Annotated in this window: 12 protein-coding genes; 9 read left to right on the forward strand and 3 right to left on the reverse strand. The window is 50.2% G+C overall.

From position 1 onward, the window contains the following. Positions 1-205: 205 nt before the first annotated feature. Together EBB54_RS29575 and EBB54_RS29580 are read left to right on the forward strand one after the other, a co-directional pair. A complete protein-coding gene (locus EBB54_RS29575) occupies positions 206-1,183 on the forward strand; it encodes a leucine-rich repeat protein (protein WP_125130471.1) in 978 nt (325 codons plus the stop codon). 97 nt (positions 1,184-1,280) lie between these two features. Next, a complete protein-coding gene (locus EBB54_RS29580) occupies positions 1,281-2,816 on the forward strand; it encodes an ATP-binding protein (RefSeq protein ID WP_125130473.1) in 1,536 nt (511 codons plus the stop codon). A gap of 327 nt (positions 2,817-3,143) precedes the next feature. On the opposite strand, the gene EBB54_RS29585 is transcribed toward EBB54_RS29580, so the two are convergent. Next, positions 3,144-4,418, reverse strand: coding sequence for a dihydroorotase (locus EBB54_RS29585; protein WP_125130476.1), 1,275 nt, complete (start codon positions 4,416-4,418; stop codon positions 3,144-3,146). 228 nt (positions 4,419-4,646) lie between these two features. Between EBB54_RS29585 and EBB54_RS29590 the strand changes: the two genes are divergently transcribed. The 6 genes from EBB54_RS29590 (at position 4,647) to EBB54_RS29615 (ending at position 9,953) form a co-directional block, all read left to right on the forward strand. Continuing rightward, positions 4,647-5,000: a DUF3796 domain-containing protein gene (locus EBB54_RS29590; RefSeq protein WP_125130478.1), complete on the forward strand. Its 354-nt coding sequence runs from the start codon at positions 4,647-4,649 to the stop codon at positions 4,998-5,000. A gap of 32 nt (positions 5,001-5,032) precedes the next feature. After that, positions 5,033-5,230 carry a helix-turn-helix transcriptional regulator gene (locus EBB54_RS29595; RefSeq protein WP_004083009.1) on the forward strand — a complete coding sequence of 66 codons (198 nt, stop codon included), beginning with the start codon at positions 5,033-5,035 and terminating at the stop codon, positions 5,228-5,230. A 388-nt stretch (positions 5,231-5,618) separates the two neighbouring features. Continuing rightward, the gene (locus tag EBB54_RS29600; protein WP_125130480.1) at positions 5,619-6,998 is read left to right on the forward strand and encodes a vWA domain-containing protein; all 1,380 of its coding nucleotides are present in this window, start codon (positions 5,619-5,621) and stop codon (positions 6,996-6,998) included. A gap of 179 nt (positions 6,999-7,177) precedes the next feature. Then, on the forward strand, positions 7,178-7,552 hold the full coding sequence (locus tag EBB54_RS29605; RefSeq protein ID WP_243127857.1) for a hypothetical protein: 375 nt from the start codon (positions 7,178-7,180) through the stop codon (positions 7,550-7,552). An 88-nt stretch (positions 7,553-7,640) separates the two neighbouring features. Continuing rightward, complete coding sequence (locus tag EBB54_RS29610) at positions 7,641-8,258, forward strand: flavodoxin family protein (protein WP_004083001.1); 618 nt, start codon at positions 7,641-7,643, stop codon at positions 8,256-8,258. 81 nt (positions 8,259-8,339) lie between these two features. Next, complete coding sequence (locus tag EBB54_RS29615) at positions 8,340-9,953, forward strand: mannitol dehydrogenase family protein (protein ID WP_125130484.1); 1,614 nt, start codon at positions 8,340-8,342, stop codon at positions 9,951-9,953. A 235-nt stretch (positions 9,954-10,188) separates the two neighbouring features. Here EBB54_RS29615 and EBB54_RS29620 read toward each other — a convergent pair whose 3' ends face one another. Continuing rightward, positions 10,189-10,437: a hypothetical protein gene (locus tag EBB54_RS29620; protein ID WP_125130486.1), complete on the reverse strand. Its 249-nt coding sequence runs from the start codon at positions 10,435-10,437 to the stop codon at positions 10,189-10,191. A 324-nt stretch (positions 10,438-10,761) separates the two neighbouring features. On the opposite strand from EBB54_RS29620, the gene EBB54_RS29625 reads away from it, so the two are divergent. Next, the gene (locus EBB54_RS29625) at positions 10,762-14,448 is read left to right on the forward strand and encodes an SNF2 helicase associated domain-containing protein (RefSeq protein ID WP_243127858.1); all 3,687 of its coding nucleotides are present in this window, start codon (positions 10,762-10,764) and stop codon (positions 14,446-14,448) included. Between the two features lie 138 nt (positions 14,449-14,586). On the opposite strand, the gene EBB54_RS29630 is transcribed toward EBB54_RS29625, so the two are convergent. Next, complete coding sequence (locus tag EBB54_RS29630) at positions 14,587-15,642, reverse strand: type IV pilus twitching motility protein PilT (protein ID WP_125130488.1); 1,056 nt, start codon at positions 15,640-15,642, stop codon at positions 14,587-14,589. Positions 15,643-15,683 lie beyond the last annotated feature (41 nt).

Below are 15,683 nucleotides of genomic sequence, written 5' to 3' on the forward strand. Positions count from 1 at the left end.
CTTCTCGAATATTGGCAATACTCTTATGCAGGTATCTTAACAAATGAAAGTGACAGGAAGGTGACAAAGCGGCAGATTCTTGGTAAAATAATTCCAGCAGGGCAGCAGGAATGATTTTAATACCATCGTATACAGAAAAGCTTTTCTGTATACGGCCGGCCGGCTTCGGGGAATTTGATCTGAAATTGAGAAGGGAAACGATACTATGAGAATACACTACAGGCTCCGGGGGGATTCTGCGGAGATCGTCCGCTGCCGGGGGACGGTTTCGAAGGTGGCGCTGCCGGAACAGATTCACGGATATCCGGTAAAAAAAGTGGCCCCGTACGCATTTTCCGCAAAAAAAGGAGAGGAAGACAGAGACACGCTTGTCTATGAAAGCCCGGAGGATGCTTTGTTCCGGGAACATGAAAGGCTTCTGGCGGGAAACGAGGTTGAGGAGGTGATCTTGCCGGATACGGTGGAGGAGATCGGAAATTATATCTTCTATAATTGTAAACGGCTCAAAAGGCTGGAATTTACGGACGCCCTGGTACGGCTGGGAAGCGGCGCTTTTACCGGCTGCGGAAATCTGGAGCTTGTGAGGGTACATCTAAAGAGAGGAAAAAAATCTTGTGTGAAGGAAATTCTGGGCGACCTGTGGCAGAGGATAGACGTGCAGTTTTTTCACGAAGGAGTGAATGCCGGGGAGGACGTGCAGACGGTGAAGCTGGTATTTCCCGAGCACTATGAGGAGGCCGTGGAAAATACGCCTGCCCGGATTTTATTTACCCAGCATCACGGCATCGGGAACAATTACAGGCAGTGTTTTTACAGCCGGGAAATGGACTACCGAAAATACGACGGATTATTTCCTCTGGCCGTGGCGCAGGATCGGCCGGAGGTGGCGGCGGATCTGGCATTTTCAAGGCTTCTGTACCCCTGCGGCCTGACGTCCGAATATCGGAAAATGTATGAGATCTATGTGGGGGAGCATCCAAAGGAGACGGCCCGGCATCTGGTGAGCCGGGATCAGCCCGAACTGCTTCAATGTATGTCCGGGAGCGGCCTGTGGAGCCGGGACATTCTGGAGGAGGCCATCTTGATGGCGGCAGAGGAGGGAAAAGCGGAAATGCTCAGTTACCTGATGAATGAGAAGCATCTCCTGTTTCCGGAAAAAAAGCGCAGGCGGTTTGAACTGTAGGCGAGGGCAGAGCAGTCAGGATATATCCGTCATAGAGACAGGGCGAAGGGAATGTGCGGAGGGATTTGAAAAAAAGCGGAAGGAGTATTTTGGACAGATGGATATAAAAAGAGCAAAGCAGGAGATCAAAGATTCGATTGAGGCGTATCTGGCGAAGGATGAGTTCGGCGGGTACCGGATTCCGGCCATCCGCCAGCGGCCGATCCTTCTGATGGGGCCGCCGGGAATCGGAAAGACACAGGTCATGGAGCAGATCGCAAAGGAGTGCCGCATCGGACTTGTGGCGTATACGATCACCCACCATACAAGGCAGAGCGCGGTGGGGCTTCCGTTTATCCGGGAAAAGAACTATGGCGGGAAACAGGTTTCCGTCACCGAATATACCATGAGTGAGATCATTGCCTCGGTGTATGACAAGATTGAGCAGACCGGCATCCGGGAGGGGATTCTGTTTATCGATGAGATCAACTGCGTCTCAGAGACGCTCGCCCCCACCATGCTGCAGTTTCTACAGGGAAAAACCTTCGGAAACCAGCGGGTGCCGGAGGGATGGATCATTGTAGCAGCGGGAAATCCCCCGGAATACAATAAGTCGGTGCGGGATTTTGACGTGGTGACTTTGGACAGGCTGAAAAAGATTGATGTGGAAGAAGATTTTGGCGTCTGGAAGGAATATGCTTACAGGCAGGGGATTCATCCGGCGGTCATTTCCTATCTGGAGCTGCGCAAGCAGAATTTCTACAGGGTCGAGACTACCGTGGACGGAAAATGCTTCGCAACGGCCCGGGGCTGGGAGGATCTGTCGCAGTTCATCCAGGTCTATGAAAGCCTTGGAAAGACGGTTGACCGGGAGGTGGTGTCTCAGTATATCCAGCATCAGAAGATCGCCCGGGACTTTGCGAATTATCTGGAGCTGTACCATAAGTACAAGGCGGATTACGGAGTGGAGGATATTCTGCATGGAACATGGAATACCGGGGCGCTGCAGAAAGTGAAGGCAGCGGCATTTGACGAGCATTTGAAGCTGGTCAGCCTGTTCAACGGAAAGCTCAGTGAACTTTTTACGGAATGCTTCCTGTTCGATTCCTATGTGACGAAGCTGTATGAATATCTGGTTCATTACCGGGAGCAGCGGGTTCCAGGAACAGGGGCCCACCAGATTCCGTTTTCAATCGGGGATGAGCTGCACCGGGCGGAGAAGGAGCTGGAAACACTGGAACGGAAAGAACTGCTGACCCGGCAGGACGAGATCATCCTGAAAAGGGTGATTGCCGCATTGGAAAGGTTTTCATTGGACGTTAAGGGAACGGTATCTGCAGAAAATTCAGAATTTGAGGAAGTGAAACGGCTGTTTGAGAAGGAGGCAGATACCCGGGAGGACTTGATTGAGCGGACTTCGGAAACGTTGACCCATGTATTTGATTTTATGGAGGACGCGTTTGGGGAAAGCCAGGAAATGGTTGCCCTGATCACGGAACTGAATGCGAATTATTACAGCGTATGGTTTATCAAGGAATACGGCTGTGATTCATATTATCGCTATAATAAGGGGCTTCTCTTCCAGGAACGCCATCAGTCAATCACCCGGGAGATGGACGAAATTGAGTCGCTTCTGAATACGGGATTAAAATAAGAGGCAGGCCGGCGGCCGGAAAACAGATATGCCGCGGTCTTTTGCGGAAAATAGAAAGAAGCTCCGTCAGGAGCTTCTTCCGTATAGTTATCTAAAAAGGAATGAGAGTAAAAGTGCGGAATCCGGGGTTGCCGCCCCGGATGTCCAAAACTTTATGAGGGGGGAGATAGTTGTTGTTCAACTATCTGACATTTAGTATAAAAGAAAAATGTGTCCAAAGTGTTTTCATTTCATTAAAGAAGTCGAAAAATTATTAAGAAATCGAAAAAGAAATCAAAACAGTTCATGGAGTTGTGTATTTTACCCCTTGCAGGCGCCAGGCGGCAGTCAGGAAACCGCCGGGTCTGCGTATACGATCCTGCCCCGGCACAGGGTGTATTTTACCTTGCCGTACAATTCCTTCCCTGTAAACGGGGAATTGGAGGACATGGAAAGGTGGCTGTCCGGTATCCACCGTTCCTTCGGGTCAAAGATCACAAGATCTGCCTGGGAGCCCTGTTCTATTTTTCCATAGGGCAGATGATAGAGCTTTGCCGGATTGACGGTCATTTTTTCCAAAAGCTCCATCAAGGTGAGATGGCCGGGCCGCACAAGGGACGTGATCCCAAGGCTTAAGGCTGTTTCCAGGCCGATGATGCCGCTGGGGGCTTCCGAGAATGGCTTCGCCTTTTCCCCGGCGCTGTGTGGGGCATGATCCGTTGCAATGAGGTCAATCGTGCCGTCGGACAGCCCCTGGATGATGGCCTGCCGGTCCTCTTCCGTGCGGAGCGGGGGATTCATTTTTGCCAGAGTTCCGTGGGAAAGCAGGGCCTCCTCCGTCAGAGAAAAATGATGGGGGGTGGCCTCAGCGTGGAGCTTTGCGCCCATGGCGCGGAAGGTACGCACAAGCTCTACGGAATACCCGGAGCTGATATGTTGTATGACCACGTGGGCGCCGGAGCGCAGCGCCAGCATACAGTCCCTTGCCACGAGAGATTCCTCAGCAACGGCCGGGGAACCGTAGAACCCCATCTGCCGGGAAACCTTCCCATGGTTGATTCCGTTATTCCGGATAAATGCGGGATCTTCTTCGTGCAGGCTGATGGGAACGTCAAGCATTTTGGCGGCTTTCATGGCTTCATAGCAGAACGCCGCATTGGTAATGGGGATTCCGTCGTCCGTAAAGCCGCAGGCTCCTGCCTCCTTAAGCGACTGCATGTCTGTCAGCACCTGACCCTTTAATCCATGGGAAACGGTTCCGGCCTGGAAGATACGGATCGTCTCCTGCGCTGCACGTTCCAGAATATCCTGCAGTACGGGAACCGAGTCCACCGCAGGAGACGTATTTGCCATGCAGATTACGGAAGTAAAGCCTCCTCCTGCCGCCGCAAGGGCCCCGGTGTGGAGCGTTTCCTTATGGGTAAAACCAGGGTCCCGGAAGTGGGTATGGGTATCAATCAGCCCGGGGGCAATGATCAAACCTTCCGCATTGATACATTCCTCTGTCGGAGCGGCCGACAGAGTCGGGCCGATCTCCTCCACGATGCCGTCCTGGATACGCAGGTCTGCTTTGTAAGATGCGTTTGTATGCGGGTTCATAATCAAACCGTTTTTAATGATCATTCGAATGGTTCCTTTCTATTAATAGAGTTTATTCTGTTTTTCTGCAACTGCTGTTCTGAATACTTACATTTTCCCATATATTCGGGCATTTGGCAACATACTTTTGTGTGCTGCTATTTTGTGCTGCTATTTAGTTGTTGTTCATACTTGATACTTGACAATTATTTTTGCGTGTGGTATATTTATAACATAGAGAGCGAAATACATAACATAAAAAGGAGGAACACTATGAAAAGAATAAACTACCTGGGATTTTTATCACTTCTTTCCCTGATCACCATACTGGGGTGGAAAAGCGGCAATACGGGATTGTACGGATTCTTTGGATTTTTTTATTTTGTCCGCTATTTCTGGATAATCCCGGATGAACTGTTTCTGCTGAACGTACAGAAATCCGCAACCGTCGCATTTATGCTGGGAATGATCTCCCTCGTTCCATCCATGTTTTCCTGTTCCGTATTCTACAATATTTCCGCGGCAATACCGATGTCCTTCGCGCTGAGCTTTGTAGTGTCAACCATTGCATTCACCTTTGTACTAACTGCATTGGAGTGGAAGGAACGGACAGGCGCAGGTGAATAGATAAGAAAATCGGGAAAAAAGAGGAGAGCCGAATGATCAAAAACAGGATAAAGGAATATCGGGCCAGATACGATATGAAGCAGGAAGACCTGGCAAAGCTGGTCGGCGTGCGCAGGGAAACGATCGGAAACCTGGAAAAAGGAAAATACAATCCTTCGCTGGCTTTGGCGTGGAATATCGCAAAGGTATTTCATGTCACAATTGAGGAGGTTTTTACGGTAGAGCCGTAGAACGGGATGTACATAGGATAAAACAAAGAAAACCGCCAACCCTTCGGCTGGCGGTTTTCTTTGTCTTATAGTTATCTAAAAAGGAATGAGAGTAAAGTGTGACACCCAGGAATCTCTCCCCGGATGTCTTAACTTTATGAGGGGGGAGATAGTTGTTTTATCAACTATCTGAGACTTAGTATAAAAGAAAAATGTGTCCAAAGTGTTTTCATTTTATAAAAGAAGTAGAAAAATTATAAAGAAAATGTTTAGAATGTAGAAAATTGTCATGATTTGCGGCAAAAGTATGATAAGATGTAACTGTTTGGTACAGGAATTCGTATTCCTGGTTACAATAAGCGGAGAATGCAGAAGACGGTCAAATTGCGGAAAGTGAGGATTCGCGGATATGGAAAATATGGAGACAGCCGGGCGGCTGGAGCTGCTTGGAGAAAAGATATGGAGTGCGTCCAGGGATGAACTGTATCTTGGGATGCGCTTTCTGGACGTTGCGCTGAACAGCTTTGTGTTTCAGATGGATGGGGAAATCAGTCCGTTCGGCACCGACGGAGCCGTGCTGTATTTTCATCCCCGGCAGTTAGGCGGCTTATACCGGCAGAATCGAATACTGGTGAACCGGGGTTACCTGCATATGGTGTACCACTGCATTTTCCGGCATCTGTGGAAACTGTATCCTGCAGGGAATGGATGCCCACTTGACGGCAAAAAGTGCAGCAGAGAGGACGCCCGGCAGGACCGTGTGGAAGACGGGAATCTGCCGGATGCAGGTACACGCTTGTGGAATTTGAGCTGTGACATTGCCGTAGAACATCTGATTGACGGAAATTACCACCGTTCGGTTCGGCTTTCCAGAAGCCTTCTTCGAAGAGAGACTTATCGAAAACTGGAAGCGGACGGTCATACGCTGCATGCGGAGCGGATTTTCAGACAGCTTTCTGCCTGGAACCTGGATGAAAAAGGGCTGGCAAAGCTGGAGCAGGAATTTTATGTAGATGATCACTGCCGCTGGGCCAATCACCGGCCGGAACAAAATCCTGATACGGATTCCAGCCTGCAGAAGAAGTGGCAGGACATAGACGAACAGATGGAGACAGATCTGGAAACCTTTTCCAAAGAAGCTTCTGAGAAAAATGGAGACCTGCTGGGCCAGTTGAAGATCGGGAACAGGGAAAAACACGATTACCGTTCTTTCTTGAAAAAATTTTCCGTGCTGAGGGAGGAAGTGGGGGTGGATACGGAGTCTTTTGACTATACATTTTACAGCTATGGCCTGTCTCTCTATGGAAATATGCCGCTGATCGAACCCCAGGAGACAAAAGAAGTGATTAAGGTGGAGGAGTTTGCGGTGGTGATTGATACGTCCATGTCCTGCTCCGGGGAACTGGTGCGCAGATTTTTGGAAGAAACCTATGATGTGTTAAGCCAGAACGAAAGTTTTTTCCGCAAAATCAATGTGCATATCATCCAATGCGATGAGGCAGTCAGATCGGATGTAAAGATCAGCAGCGAGAAAGACCTTCAGGAATATATGGACAGCCTGACGCTGTACGGGGAGGGCGGGACAGATTTCCGGCCGGCGTTTGCATATGTGGATGAAATGCTTCGGAAGGGGGAATTTACAGACCTGCGGGGGCTGATCTACTTTACGGACGGGTATGGGATCTATCCTCAGAAAGTGCCGGGATACCAGACGGCATTTGTGTTTATGCAGGAGGACTACCAGGACGCAGACGTGCCGGCCTGGGCGATCAAGTTGGTGGTGGTATAATTTCCGGGTGCATTGTGTATGGTTTGGAATTGGGATTTTGCTTCATAACGAATCATAAATGCAACTTTTTGTTGATTTATTGCGTGTTAATGTGTACAATTGGTTGTAAAAACGAGACGAACGCTTGCGAGTCGAGAAAAGAGGGAAGGGATCGTAAGGTACCGTAAGTGCAGAATCCTATGAAAGAAGGAGATCATATGCATCGGGAAGACATTGAGCAGTTTGCTTTTTTATATTTATGCGGGACCAGGGACAGAAGATTATTGCTGGGACGAGAAAAAATGAGTTTTGCAGATTTTGACAGGCTGATCTACATCACAGCCTTTTTAGGGCTGCTCCATTATAATTTGAAAATGTGGAATCAATATTCCGTACAATTTCAGAGCCAGTTGGAAACTCTGAATTTTTCCTGTGAAAGAATTACGGCGCCTCTGGATATGACAGAGTATGAGGAGGATATCAGGAAGCAGGAACAGTGGCTTACGGAATTTTGCAGCAATGCGCCGAACCAGGGGGTGCAGGAGTATCTGCGGAATGTAGTAAACAGGAATTAACAGACTGAATAACACTAACAGTTGCCGCCTTCGTCGAAAAGTGGTATCATCCTTAATAGAAACAGATCATCGACGGAGGTAGAATAAAATGAAGGTATTATTGATCAATGGAAGCCCTCATGCAAAAGGCAGTACATACACGGCGCTGCATGAGATGGAGAAGGTTTTCGAGAAAGAAGGCATAGAGACGGAGATTCTCCACATCGGCAATCGGGACATCAGAGGGTGTGTTGCCTGCGGATTTTGCGGAGGACACGGCAGATGCGCATTTGACGATGCGGTAAATGAAGCCGCTGCCAGGTTTGAAGCCTGTGACGGGCTGGTTGTAGGAAGCCCGGTCTACTATGCATCCGCCAACGCCACACTGATTGCATTTCTGGATCGGCTGTTCTACAGCACCCACTTTGACAAGACCATGAAGGTGGGAGCGGCCGTGGCGTCTGCCAGAAGGGGCGGGCTGTCGGCCACATTTGACGAACTGAACAAGTACTTTACAATCTGCGGAATGCCTGTGGCATCGGGCCAGTATTGGAACAGTATCCATGGCAACAACGCGGATGAAGCCGTGCAGGATGCGGAAGGGCTGCAGAGTATGCGGACCCTGGCGGCAAATATGGCGTTCCTGATGAAGAGCATCGCTCTCGGAAAAGAAACGTACGGCCTGCCGGAGAAGGAGCCGGTCTGCCGGACCAGTTTTATCCGTTAAGGAGAACACAGAACGAATATCATTTTTCGGCGGAACATGAGAGCAGTGACAAATACAGGCAATCTAAATGGAGGAACGATCATGAATTTGACTTTGGAAGGTTTAAAAGATCGGCAGGACTGGGAAAAGGCCGGAATCGAGCTGCCGTCCTATGATGCTGCGGCGCTGGCCCAGAGGACCAGAACCTCCCCGGTATGGGTTCATTTCGGTGTGGGAAATATTTTTCGGATTTTTATCGGCGGGATCGCGGACCGGCTGATCTCTGAAGGGCTGATGGACAGAGGAATCACCGGTGTAGAGACGTTTGACTATGATGTGGTGGACAAAATATACAGGCCATACGACAATCTTGTACTCTCGATTACACTTCACGGGGACGGTACAACGGAGCGCAGAGTGCTGGGCTCCGTAACGGAAGCAGTGAAGGCCCAGTATTCCGACCCGGAACAGTGGAAACGGTTAAAAGAGATTTTCTGCGATTCCGGACTGCAGATGGTCTCCTTTACGATCACGGAAAAGGGCTATGCGCTGACGAAGGCAGACGGAGCTTATTTTGAGTTTGTAAAGGCGGATATCGAACATGGCCCCGAGAAAGCGACCGGCGCTATGGCGGTTGTGACGGCCATGCTGCTGGAGCGTTACCGCAGCGGCAAGGCAAAGCTGGCCCTGGTTTCCATGGATAACTGCTCCCAAAACGGGCAGAAATTCCGGAGCTCTGTTCTGGAAATTGCAGAGGAGTGGAGGAAACGCGGCTTTGTGGATGATGGATTTCTTACATACATCCGTGATGAGAGCAAGGTGTCTTTCCCATGGACGATGATCGATAAGATTACGCCCCGCCCCAGCGAGAAGATCGCGAAGGAGCTGGAAGAGGCGGGGGTGGAAGGGATGCAGCCGGTCATCACATCCGGCAAGACCTACATCGCCCCCTTTGTTAATGCTGAAGGCCCCCAATATCTGGTGGTGGAAGACAGCTTCCCAAATGGCCGCCCGGCGCTGGAGAAAGCCGGCGTATACATGACAGACCGGGATACTGTCAACAAGTCCGAGAAAATGAAGGTGACGGCGTGCCTCAATCCCATCCACACTGCTTTGGGGCCTTATGGATGCGTCCTGGGTTATGAATTGTTTTCCGATGAAATGAAAGATCCCGATATGCTGGAGCTGGCACGGCGGGTCGGGTATGTGGAGGGAATGGAGGTAGTCCCGGATCCGGGCATCCTTTCTCCGAAGGCGTTTCTGGATGAGGTAATCAACGAGAGATTCCCCAATCCATATCTGGGCGATACGACCCAGAGACTTTCCGTGGATGTGTCCCAGGGAATCGGGATTCGTTTCGGTGAGACAATCAAGGCGTATGTGGAGAAATACGGAGACGCGAAACGGCTGAACGGCATTCCCATCGCGATTGCCGGATGGTTCCGCTATCTCCTTGCCATCGACGAGGAAGGCAGACCCTTTGAGCTGGCGCCTGACCCCATGGTGTCGGAGCTGCGGGAGGCGATGTCGAGCATCGTATTCGGAGAACCTTCCAGCCTGACAGATCAGTTTAAGGGTATTTTGTCCAACGAAAATATTTTTGCCGTGGATTTGTACAAGGCAGGGATTGGAGAGAAGATTGAGGAGATATTCCGGGAAGAGATCGCAGGACCGGGGGCAGTCAGGAAAACTGTGAAGAAGTATCTTGGATGCTGATAAAAAAATGTGGAATAGATAAGCAAAAGACAAAGCCGGACTGCAGAGCCAGGCTTTGTCTTTTTAAATCTTATCTTCAGTTATCAGTTATAATCTTTAGAAAAACATCCGGTGTTACAGTCGGTGTTTTTGCATGTTTAAAATCTTTTTTATTGCAGGTTACAATATATTCCGCATTTACATGGACGGCACATTCATCCTGCAGGCAGTCCTCAAAATTCAGGAAACTTAAATTCTATATTGCGTCCTCCATCGTTTTTTTATAATCGAAGTTTTTCGGATATGTGGATTGCTCTCTTAATTCTAACATATCTTGAAATGCTCTTTTTTTACGTGTCAATTGTGTACCTGCTTCTGTTTCAACATTTGTATCTGGGAAAATACCGTGCTGTCTGGCGATCTCGTCTGCCATGACAAGAATCAGCCGTATTCCGTCCTCCGGCAATCTCATGATTTTTTCACATGCCTCCTGCTGAATTGTCATATCTGAAACTCCTTTTCTGATTCTGATTATTTTTCTGCTGCTATTATTTATTTACGCGAAGCAACGAGCTAAGCAGTCATTTTGCATGGATATGTGGCGTACACATTTGTTTCTCCCTGGTTGAAAAAAGAATGTGTTTGAAATTCTGTTTTAAATTAGTTCATGATATAATCCTATCATATTTCTTCATACGATTCAATGGAATCCTGGATTATATACAAGCCATTATGCGCAAGCCTCTAAAATTAAAGTTGAATTTCAACTTGATTCAGAATATAATATTCTGCAGAGGAGCGGCAAAAGGCGGAGGAAGCCCGCCGCAGGATGGGGCAGCAGAAGGCAGAGGAAGCCTGCCGCAGGATGGGGCAGCAGCAGAAGGAGCGGGAAGAAGCCCAAAAACAAGCAGAACAGAGACGTAAGGAAGAGGAAATGCGCAGACAAAAAGAAGCAAAACGCCTGGAAGAAGAAAGACGCCGCCAGGAGGAAGAAAAGCAGAGAGCCGAAGCAGCGAAGCGAAGAGCAGAGGAAAAGCGGCGCAGGGAAGAAGCAGAAAAGAAAAAAGCCGAGGAAAAACGCCGCCGGCTTCTGGAACGGCGCAGGGAAGAATTTTCTCTTCTCGGGGATTCCTGGGAGGAGGAATCGGAAAGCACAGATTCGGAACAGGAAAACAGGAATATCGAAAGGCTGGAGAAATACAAATACTTCAAAGGAACCAGGATCAAGCATTCCATGAATATCCCGTCGGAGGTGCGTGCGAAAGGCGAAGAGCTGTACAGACAGGGGCAGATTGAGATGAAAAATATCCTGACCGGGTTTGACGGACACAACGGCATCCGGGGGCAGATTGACGCTGCGGCAAAGTCCGGCAATATGGAATTTCCGGTTCGGATCATTTTTTCACGTACCGCCGTGAGCTATGCGGAATGCAAGTGCCCTCAGTGCGCGCGGGACTATTATTACTGGGATACGGAGAAAACAAAATGCCCCTATAAGGCCGGTGTGCTCAAGATGTTGGAGGATTATCTGGAGACACACAGCTTCGGGGATGCGACGGACATGAACGGGAAAGCTCTGATGAAATTATATCAGGAAAGGCGGACAAACCTTGCGATTGCAGACGCGGAAGCTGCAAAGGAAAGTCTCCGGTTTGTGCCCCGTCTGACCCGGAAGGAAGGGAAGCTGTCCGTTTCCTTCAAGATCGGGGAGAAGAAGCTTTTTATTGTAAAGAAGCTGGATACGTTCTGTGAAAATGTAAAAAATGCGGCAACCGATACCTATGGTTCGAATACCCAGATCAATCACAATCCCGACAATTTTACGGAATCCGGAAAAGGATGGATACACTTTATCAATCAGATTGTGCGGGAGGAAGAAGAGTTTCTGCAGCGGCTCCAGGAGTCCAATCGATCCTATTACGGATATCGGAAGACGACCGTGGGAAGCTCTCTGGCTCTATTCGGATGGAGGCTGGACGCATTTTACGATCAGATGGCGGAGGAAGCGGTCGAGTTTGAGGACAAGGATGGCTGGGAAAAACGAAAGGAAACCCTGACCCGGGTGGAGTGCAATCCCGGCGTATCCATGCGGATTTCCGAGGAAAAGGTGGGAAGCGGCAGGGTATTTCACGGAATCCGGGTAGACGGCAGCCTGCCGGATCTGTATATGGGAACCGATACAGGGTACTATATCAGCGGCAGCCAGATCTGTCGGGTGGAAAAAGAGTTTCTGGAGAAGATTGAACCTCTGTCACTCATGACAAATGATCAAGGATTTTCCTTCCATGTGGGGCGAAACCACATGGCGGAGTTTTATTACAGAATACTGCCCCAGTTGGAGGATGTTGTGGAGGTTGAGGAGACAGAGCCGGAGAAGTTCCGCTCGTATCTGCCGCCGGATGTACGGTTCGTATTTTACCTGGATGCCGGGGATCAGAATGTGACCTGCGGGGTGAGCGCGAAATACGGCGACAGGGAATTTTCCTCTCTGGATGTGATCAGCAGGCAGGAGTACGGCCAGATCGAGGCGCTTCGGGACGCGGCCCGGGAGGAAGAGGTTCTCTTTCACGTCATGCAGTGGTTTCCGCGGATCGACTGGGAGCGGGAGGAGCTGCACTGCGGCGGCGATGAGGAATTGATCTACCAGGTGATGGAGAGCGGTACCGAGAAGCTCATGGAACTGGGCGAGGTGCGCTGTACAAAAAATTTCCTGAAGTACCGTGTGGTTCGGCCGATGAAGGTGTCTGTGGGAGTATCCGTATCGTCCGGCCTTTTGAATCTGGACATCTCTACGGACGATATTCCCCAGGCTGAACTGCTGGATATTCTGGCAAGCTACCGGGCGAAGAAAAAATATTACCGGCTCAAAGACGGCTCGTTTATGAACCTGGACGATTCCTCCCTGAATATGCTGACGGAGATGATGGATGCCATGCATCTTACGCCAAAGGAATTTGTACAGGGGAAAATGCATTTGCCGATGTACCGGACTCTTTACCTGGATAAGATGCTGGAGGAGAACGACAGCGTTTACAGCAAAAGGGACAGCCATTTCCGGAAGGTGGTAAAAGGCTTCAAGACGGTGAAGGACGCGGATTTTGAAGAACCGGAAAGCCTGTCAAGGATCATGCGCAAATATCAGAAAAATGGTTTCAAATGGCTTCGGACGCTGGAGGCATGGCAGTTCGGCGGTATCCTGGCGGATGATATGGGGCTTGGAAAGACCCTGCAGGTGATCGCGGTTCTGCTTGCGGCAAAGCTGGAAGGAAAGGAAGGCACCTCCCTGGTGGTGGCGCCGGCTTCCCTGATCTTCAACTGGGGGGAGGAATTTCGGAAGTATGCGCCGGAGCTGAACGTGTCATTGATCACAGGAACCCAGGAGGAACGGAAGGGCATCATTGATTCTTATCAGGAAGCGGATGTGCTTGTCACGTCTTACGACCTGCTGAAACGGGATGTCCTGTTTTACGAGGACAAGCAGTTCCAATACCAGATCATCGACGAGGCGCAGTACATCAAGAACCATACCACAGCGGCGGCAAAGGCCGTGAAGGTGATCCAAAGCCAGACCCGGTACGCCCTCACCGGTACCCCCATTGAGAACCGGCTGAGTGAGCTGTGGAGTATTTTTGACTATCTGATGCCGGGCTTTTTGTACGGCTATGACATATTTAAGCGGGAGATTGAAAGCCCTGTCGTGAAGAGCAGCGACGAGGCGGCGATGACTCGCCTGCAGAAAATGGCCGGGCCGTTTATCCTGCGCAGGCTGAAAGGGGACGTACTCAAGGATCTGCCGGAAAAGCTGGAGGAGCACCGCTATGTCAGATTCGGAGGGACACAGCAGAAGCTGTATGACGGCCAGGTACTTCATATGAAGGAAATGCTTGCGAAGCAGAGTGAGGCGGAATTCAGCAAGAATAAAATGCTGATCCTCGCGGAGCTGACAAGGCTCCGGCAGATCTGCTGCGACCCGTCCCTGTGCTTTGAGAATTACAAAGGTGAAGCAGCCAAGCTGGAAGCCTGCCTGCAGTTAATCCAGAGCGCCATCGACGGGGGCCATAGGATGCTGGTATTTTCGCAGTTTACCTCCATGCTGGATATTCTAAAGGAAAAGCTCACTGGCCTGGGAATCTCTTACTATACGATCACGGGCAGCACATCCAAGGAAAAACGGCTGCAGATGGTCAAGGAATTTAACGAGGGGGATGTTCCGGTGTTTCTGATCTCCCTGAAGGCAGGAGGGGTGGGCCTGAACCTGACCGGGGCGGATGTGGTCATCCACTATGACCCATGGTGGAATCTGGCAGTGCAGAACCAGGCGACAGACCGCGCCCACCGGATCGGGCAGACGAAAAAGGTGACAGTTTACAAGCTGATTGCGAAGGGGACGATTGAAGAAAAAATCCAGAAGCTCCAGGAGAAAAAGAAAGACCTGGCTGAGCAGGTGATCGGCAAAGAAACCGGGCAGCTTGGCAGCCTGAGCAGAGAAGAGATCATGGAACTGCTGGGAGTATAAAAAACGGAACGAACGGGAAAACAGAACCCATAGGAAAACAGAACCTATAGGAAAGCAGAACCTATAGGAAAACAAAATCGATAGGAAATCAAAAACGGCTGCCGGGAAAATTTTTCGGCAGCCGTTTTCAGGATTTTTTCAAAGTTTTTTTGTAAGCATCTCCGGATTGGAGGCATAGGCAAGCGCCGTATCCCTGCTGATCGTGCCGCTTTTATACAGTCTTAGCAGACTGCTGTCCATAGAAAGCATCTCCTCCTTTGCGGAGGAATAAATGAGTCCGTCGATCTGATGGACCTTGTTATCCCGGATCATATTGCGGATGGCGGGGGTTACGGTCATGATCTCAAATGCCGGAACCACCTTTCCGTCTATGGTGGGGACAAGCTGCTGCGAAACGACGGCATTCAGCACCGTGGAAAGCTGGATGGAGATCTGCCGCTGCTGGTTCGCCGGAAATACGTCGATGATCCGGTCAATGGTATTGGCCGCCCCGATGGTGTGCAGAGTGGACAGCAGAAGATGCCCGGTTTCGGCCGCGGTCATGGCCACATTGATGGTCTCATAGTCGCGCATTTCCCCAAGCAGGATCACGTCCGGGCTCTGCCGGAGCGCTGCCCGGAGGGCCACTACATAATTTTCCGTATCCACATTGATCTCCCGCTGGCTGACGATGCTCCGCCCATGACGGTGCAGATATTCCAGGGGATCTTCCAGGGTGATGATGTGGGCGTCCCGATTCTGGTTGATGTTGTCAATGATACAGGCCAGGGTGGTGGATTTTCCGCTGCCAGCGGGGCCTGTGACCAGCACCATGCCGCTTCCGCTGTTGCCGTATTGGATGATGTTTTCAGGGATTCCAAGCTCCCCGGGATCCGGAAGCCGGAAGGTGATCACCCGGATCACGGCGGACAGTGCGCCCCTCTGCTTGTAGGCGCAGACCCTGAACCGGGAAACGCCTGTCAGGGCAAACGCAAAATCATCATCTCCATTTTTCTCAAATACATGGATATCCCGATGATCGGCAAGCTCATAGATCTCTCTCAAAAATTGTTCCGTATCCGTCGGCAGCAGTTTTTCGTCATTGACCTGGTGGATGACTCCATTTTTTCGAACTGAAACAGGAAGCCCGGCTACGATAAACACATCGGATGCATTTTCGGATACGGCCTGTTCCAGGATTGTCTGAATGTTCATTAAAAATCCTCCCAATCGGTCACCGGGCTCTCATTCGGAGA

This window comes from Schaedlerella arabinosiphila, assembly GCF_003885045.1.
GTDB lineage: Bacteria > Bacillota > Clostridia > Lachnospirales > Lachnospiraceae > Schaedlerella > Schaedlerella arabinosiphila.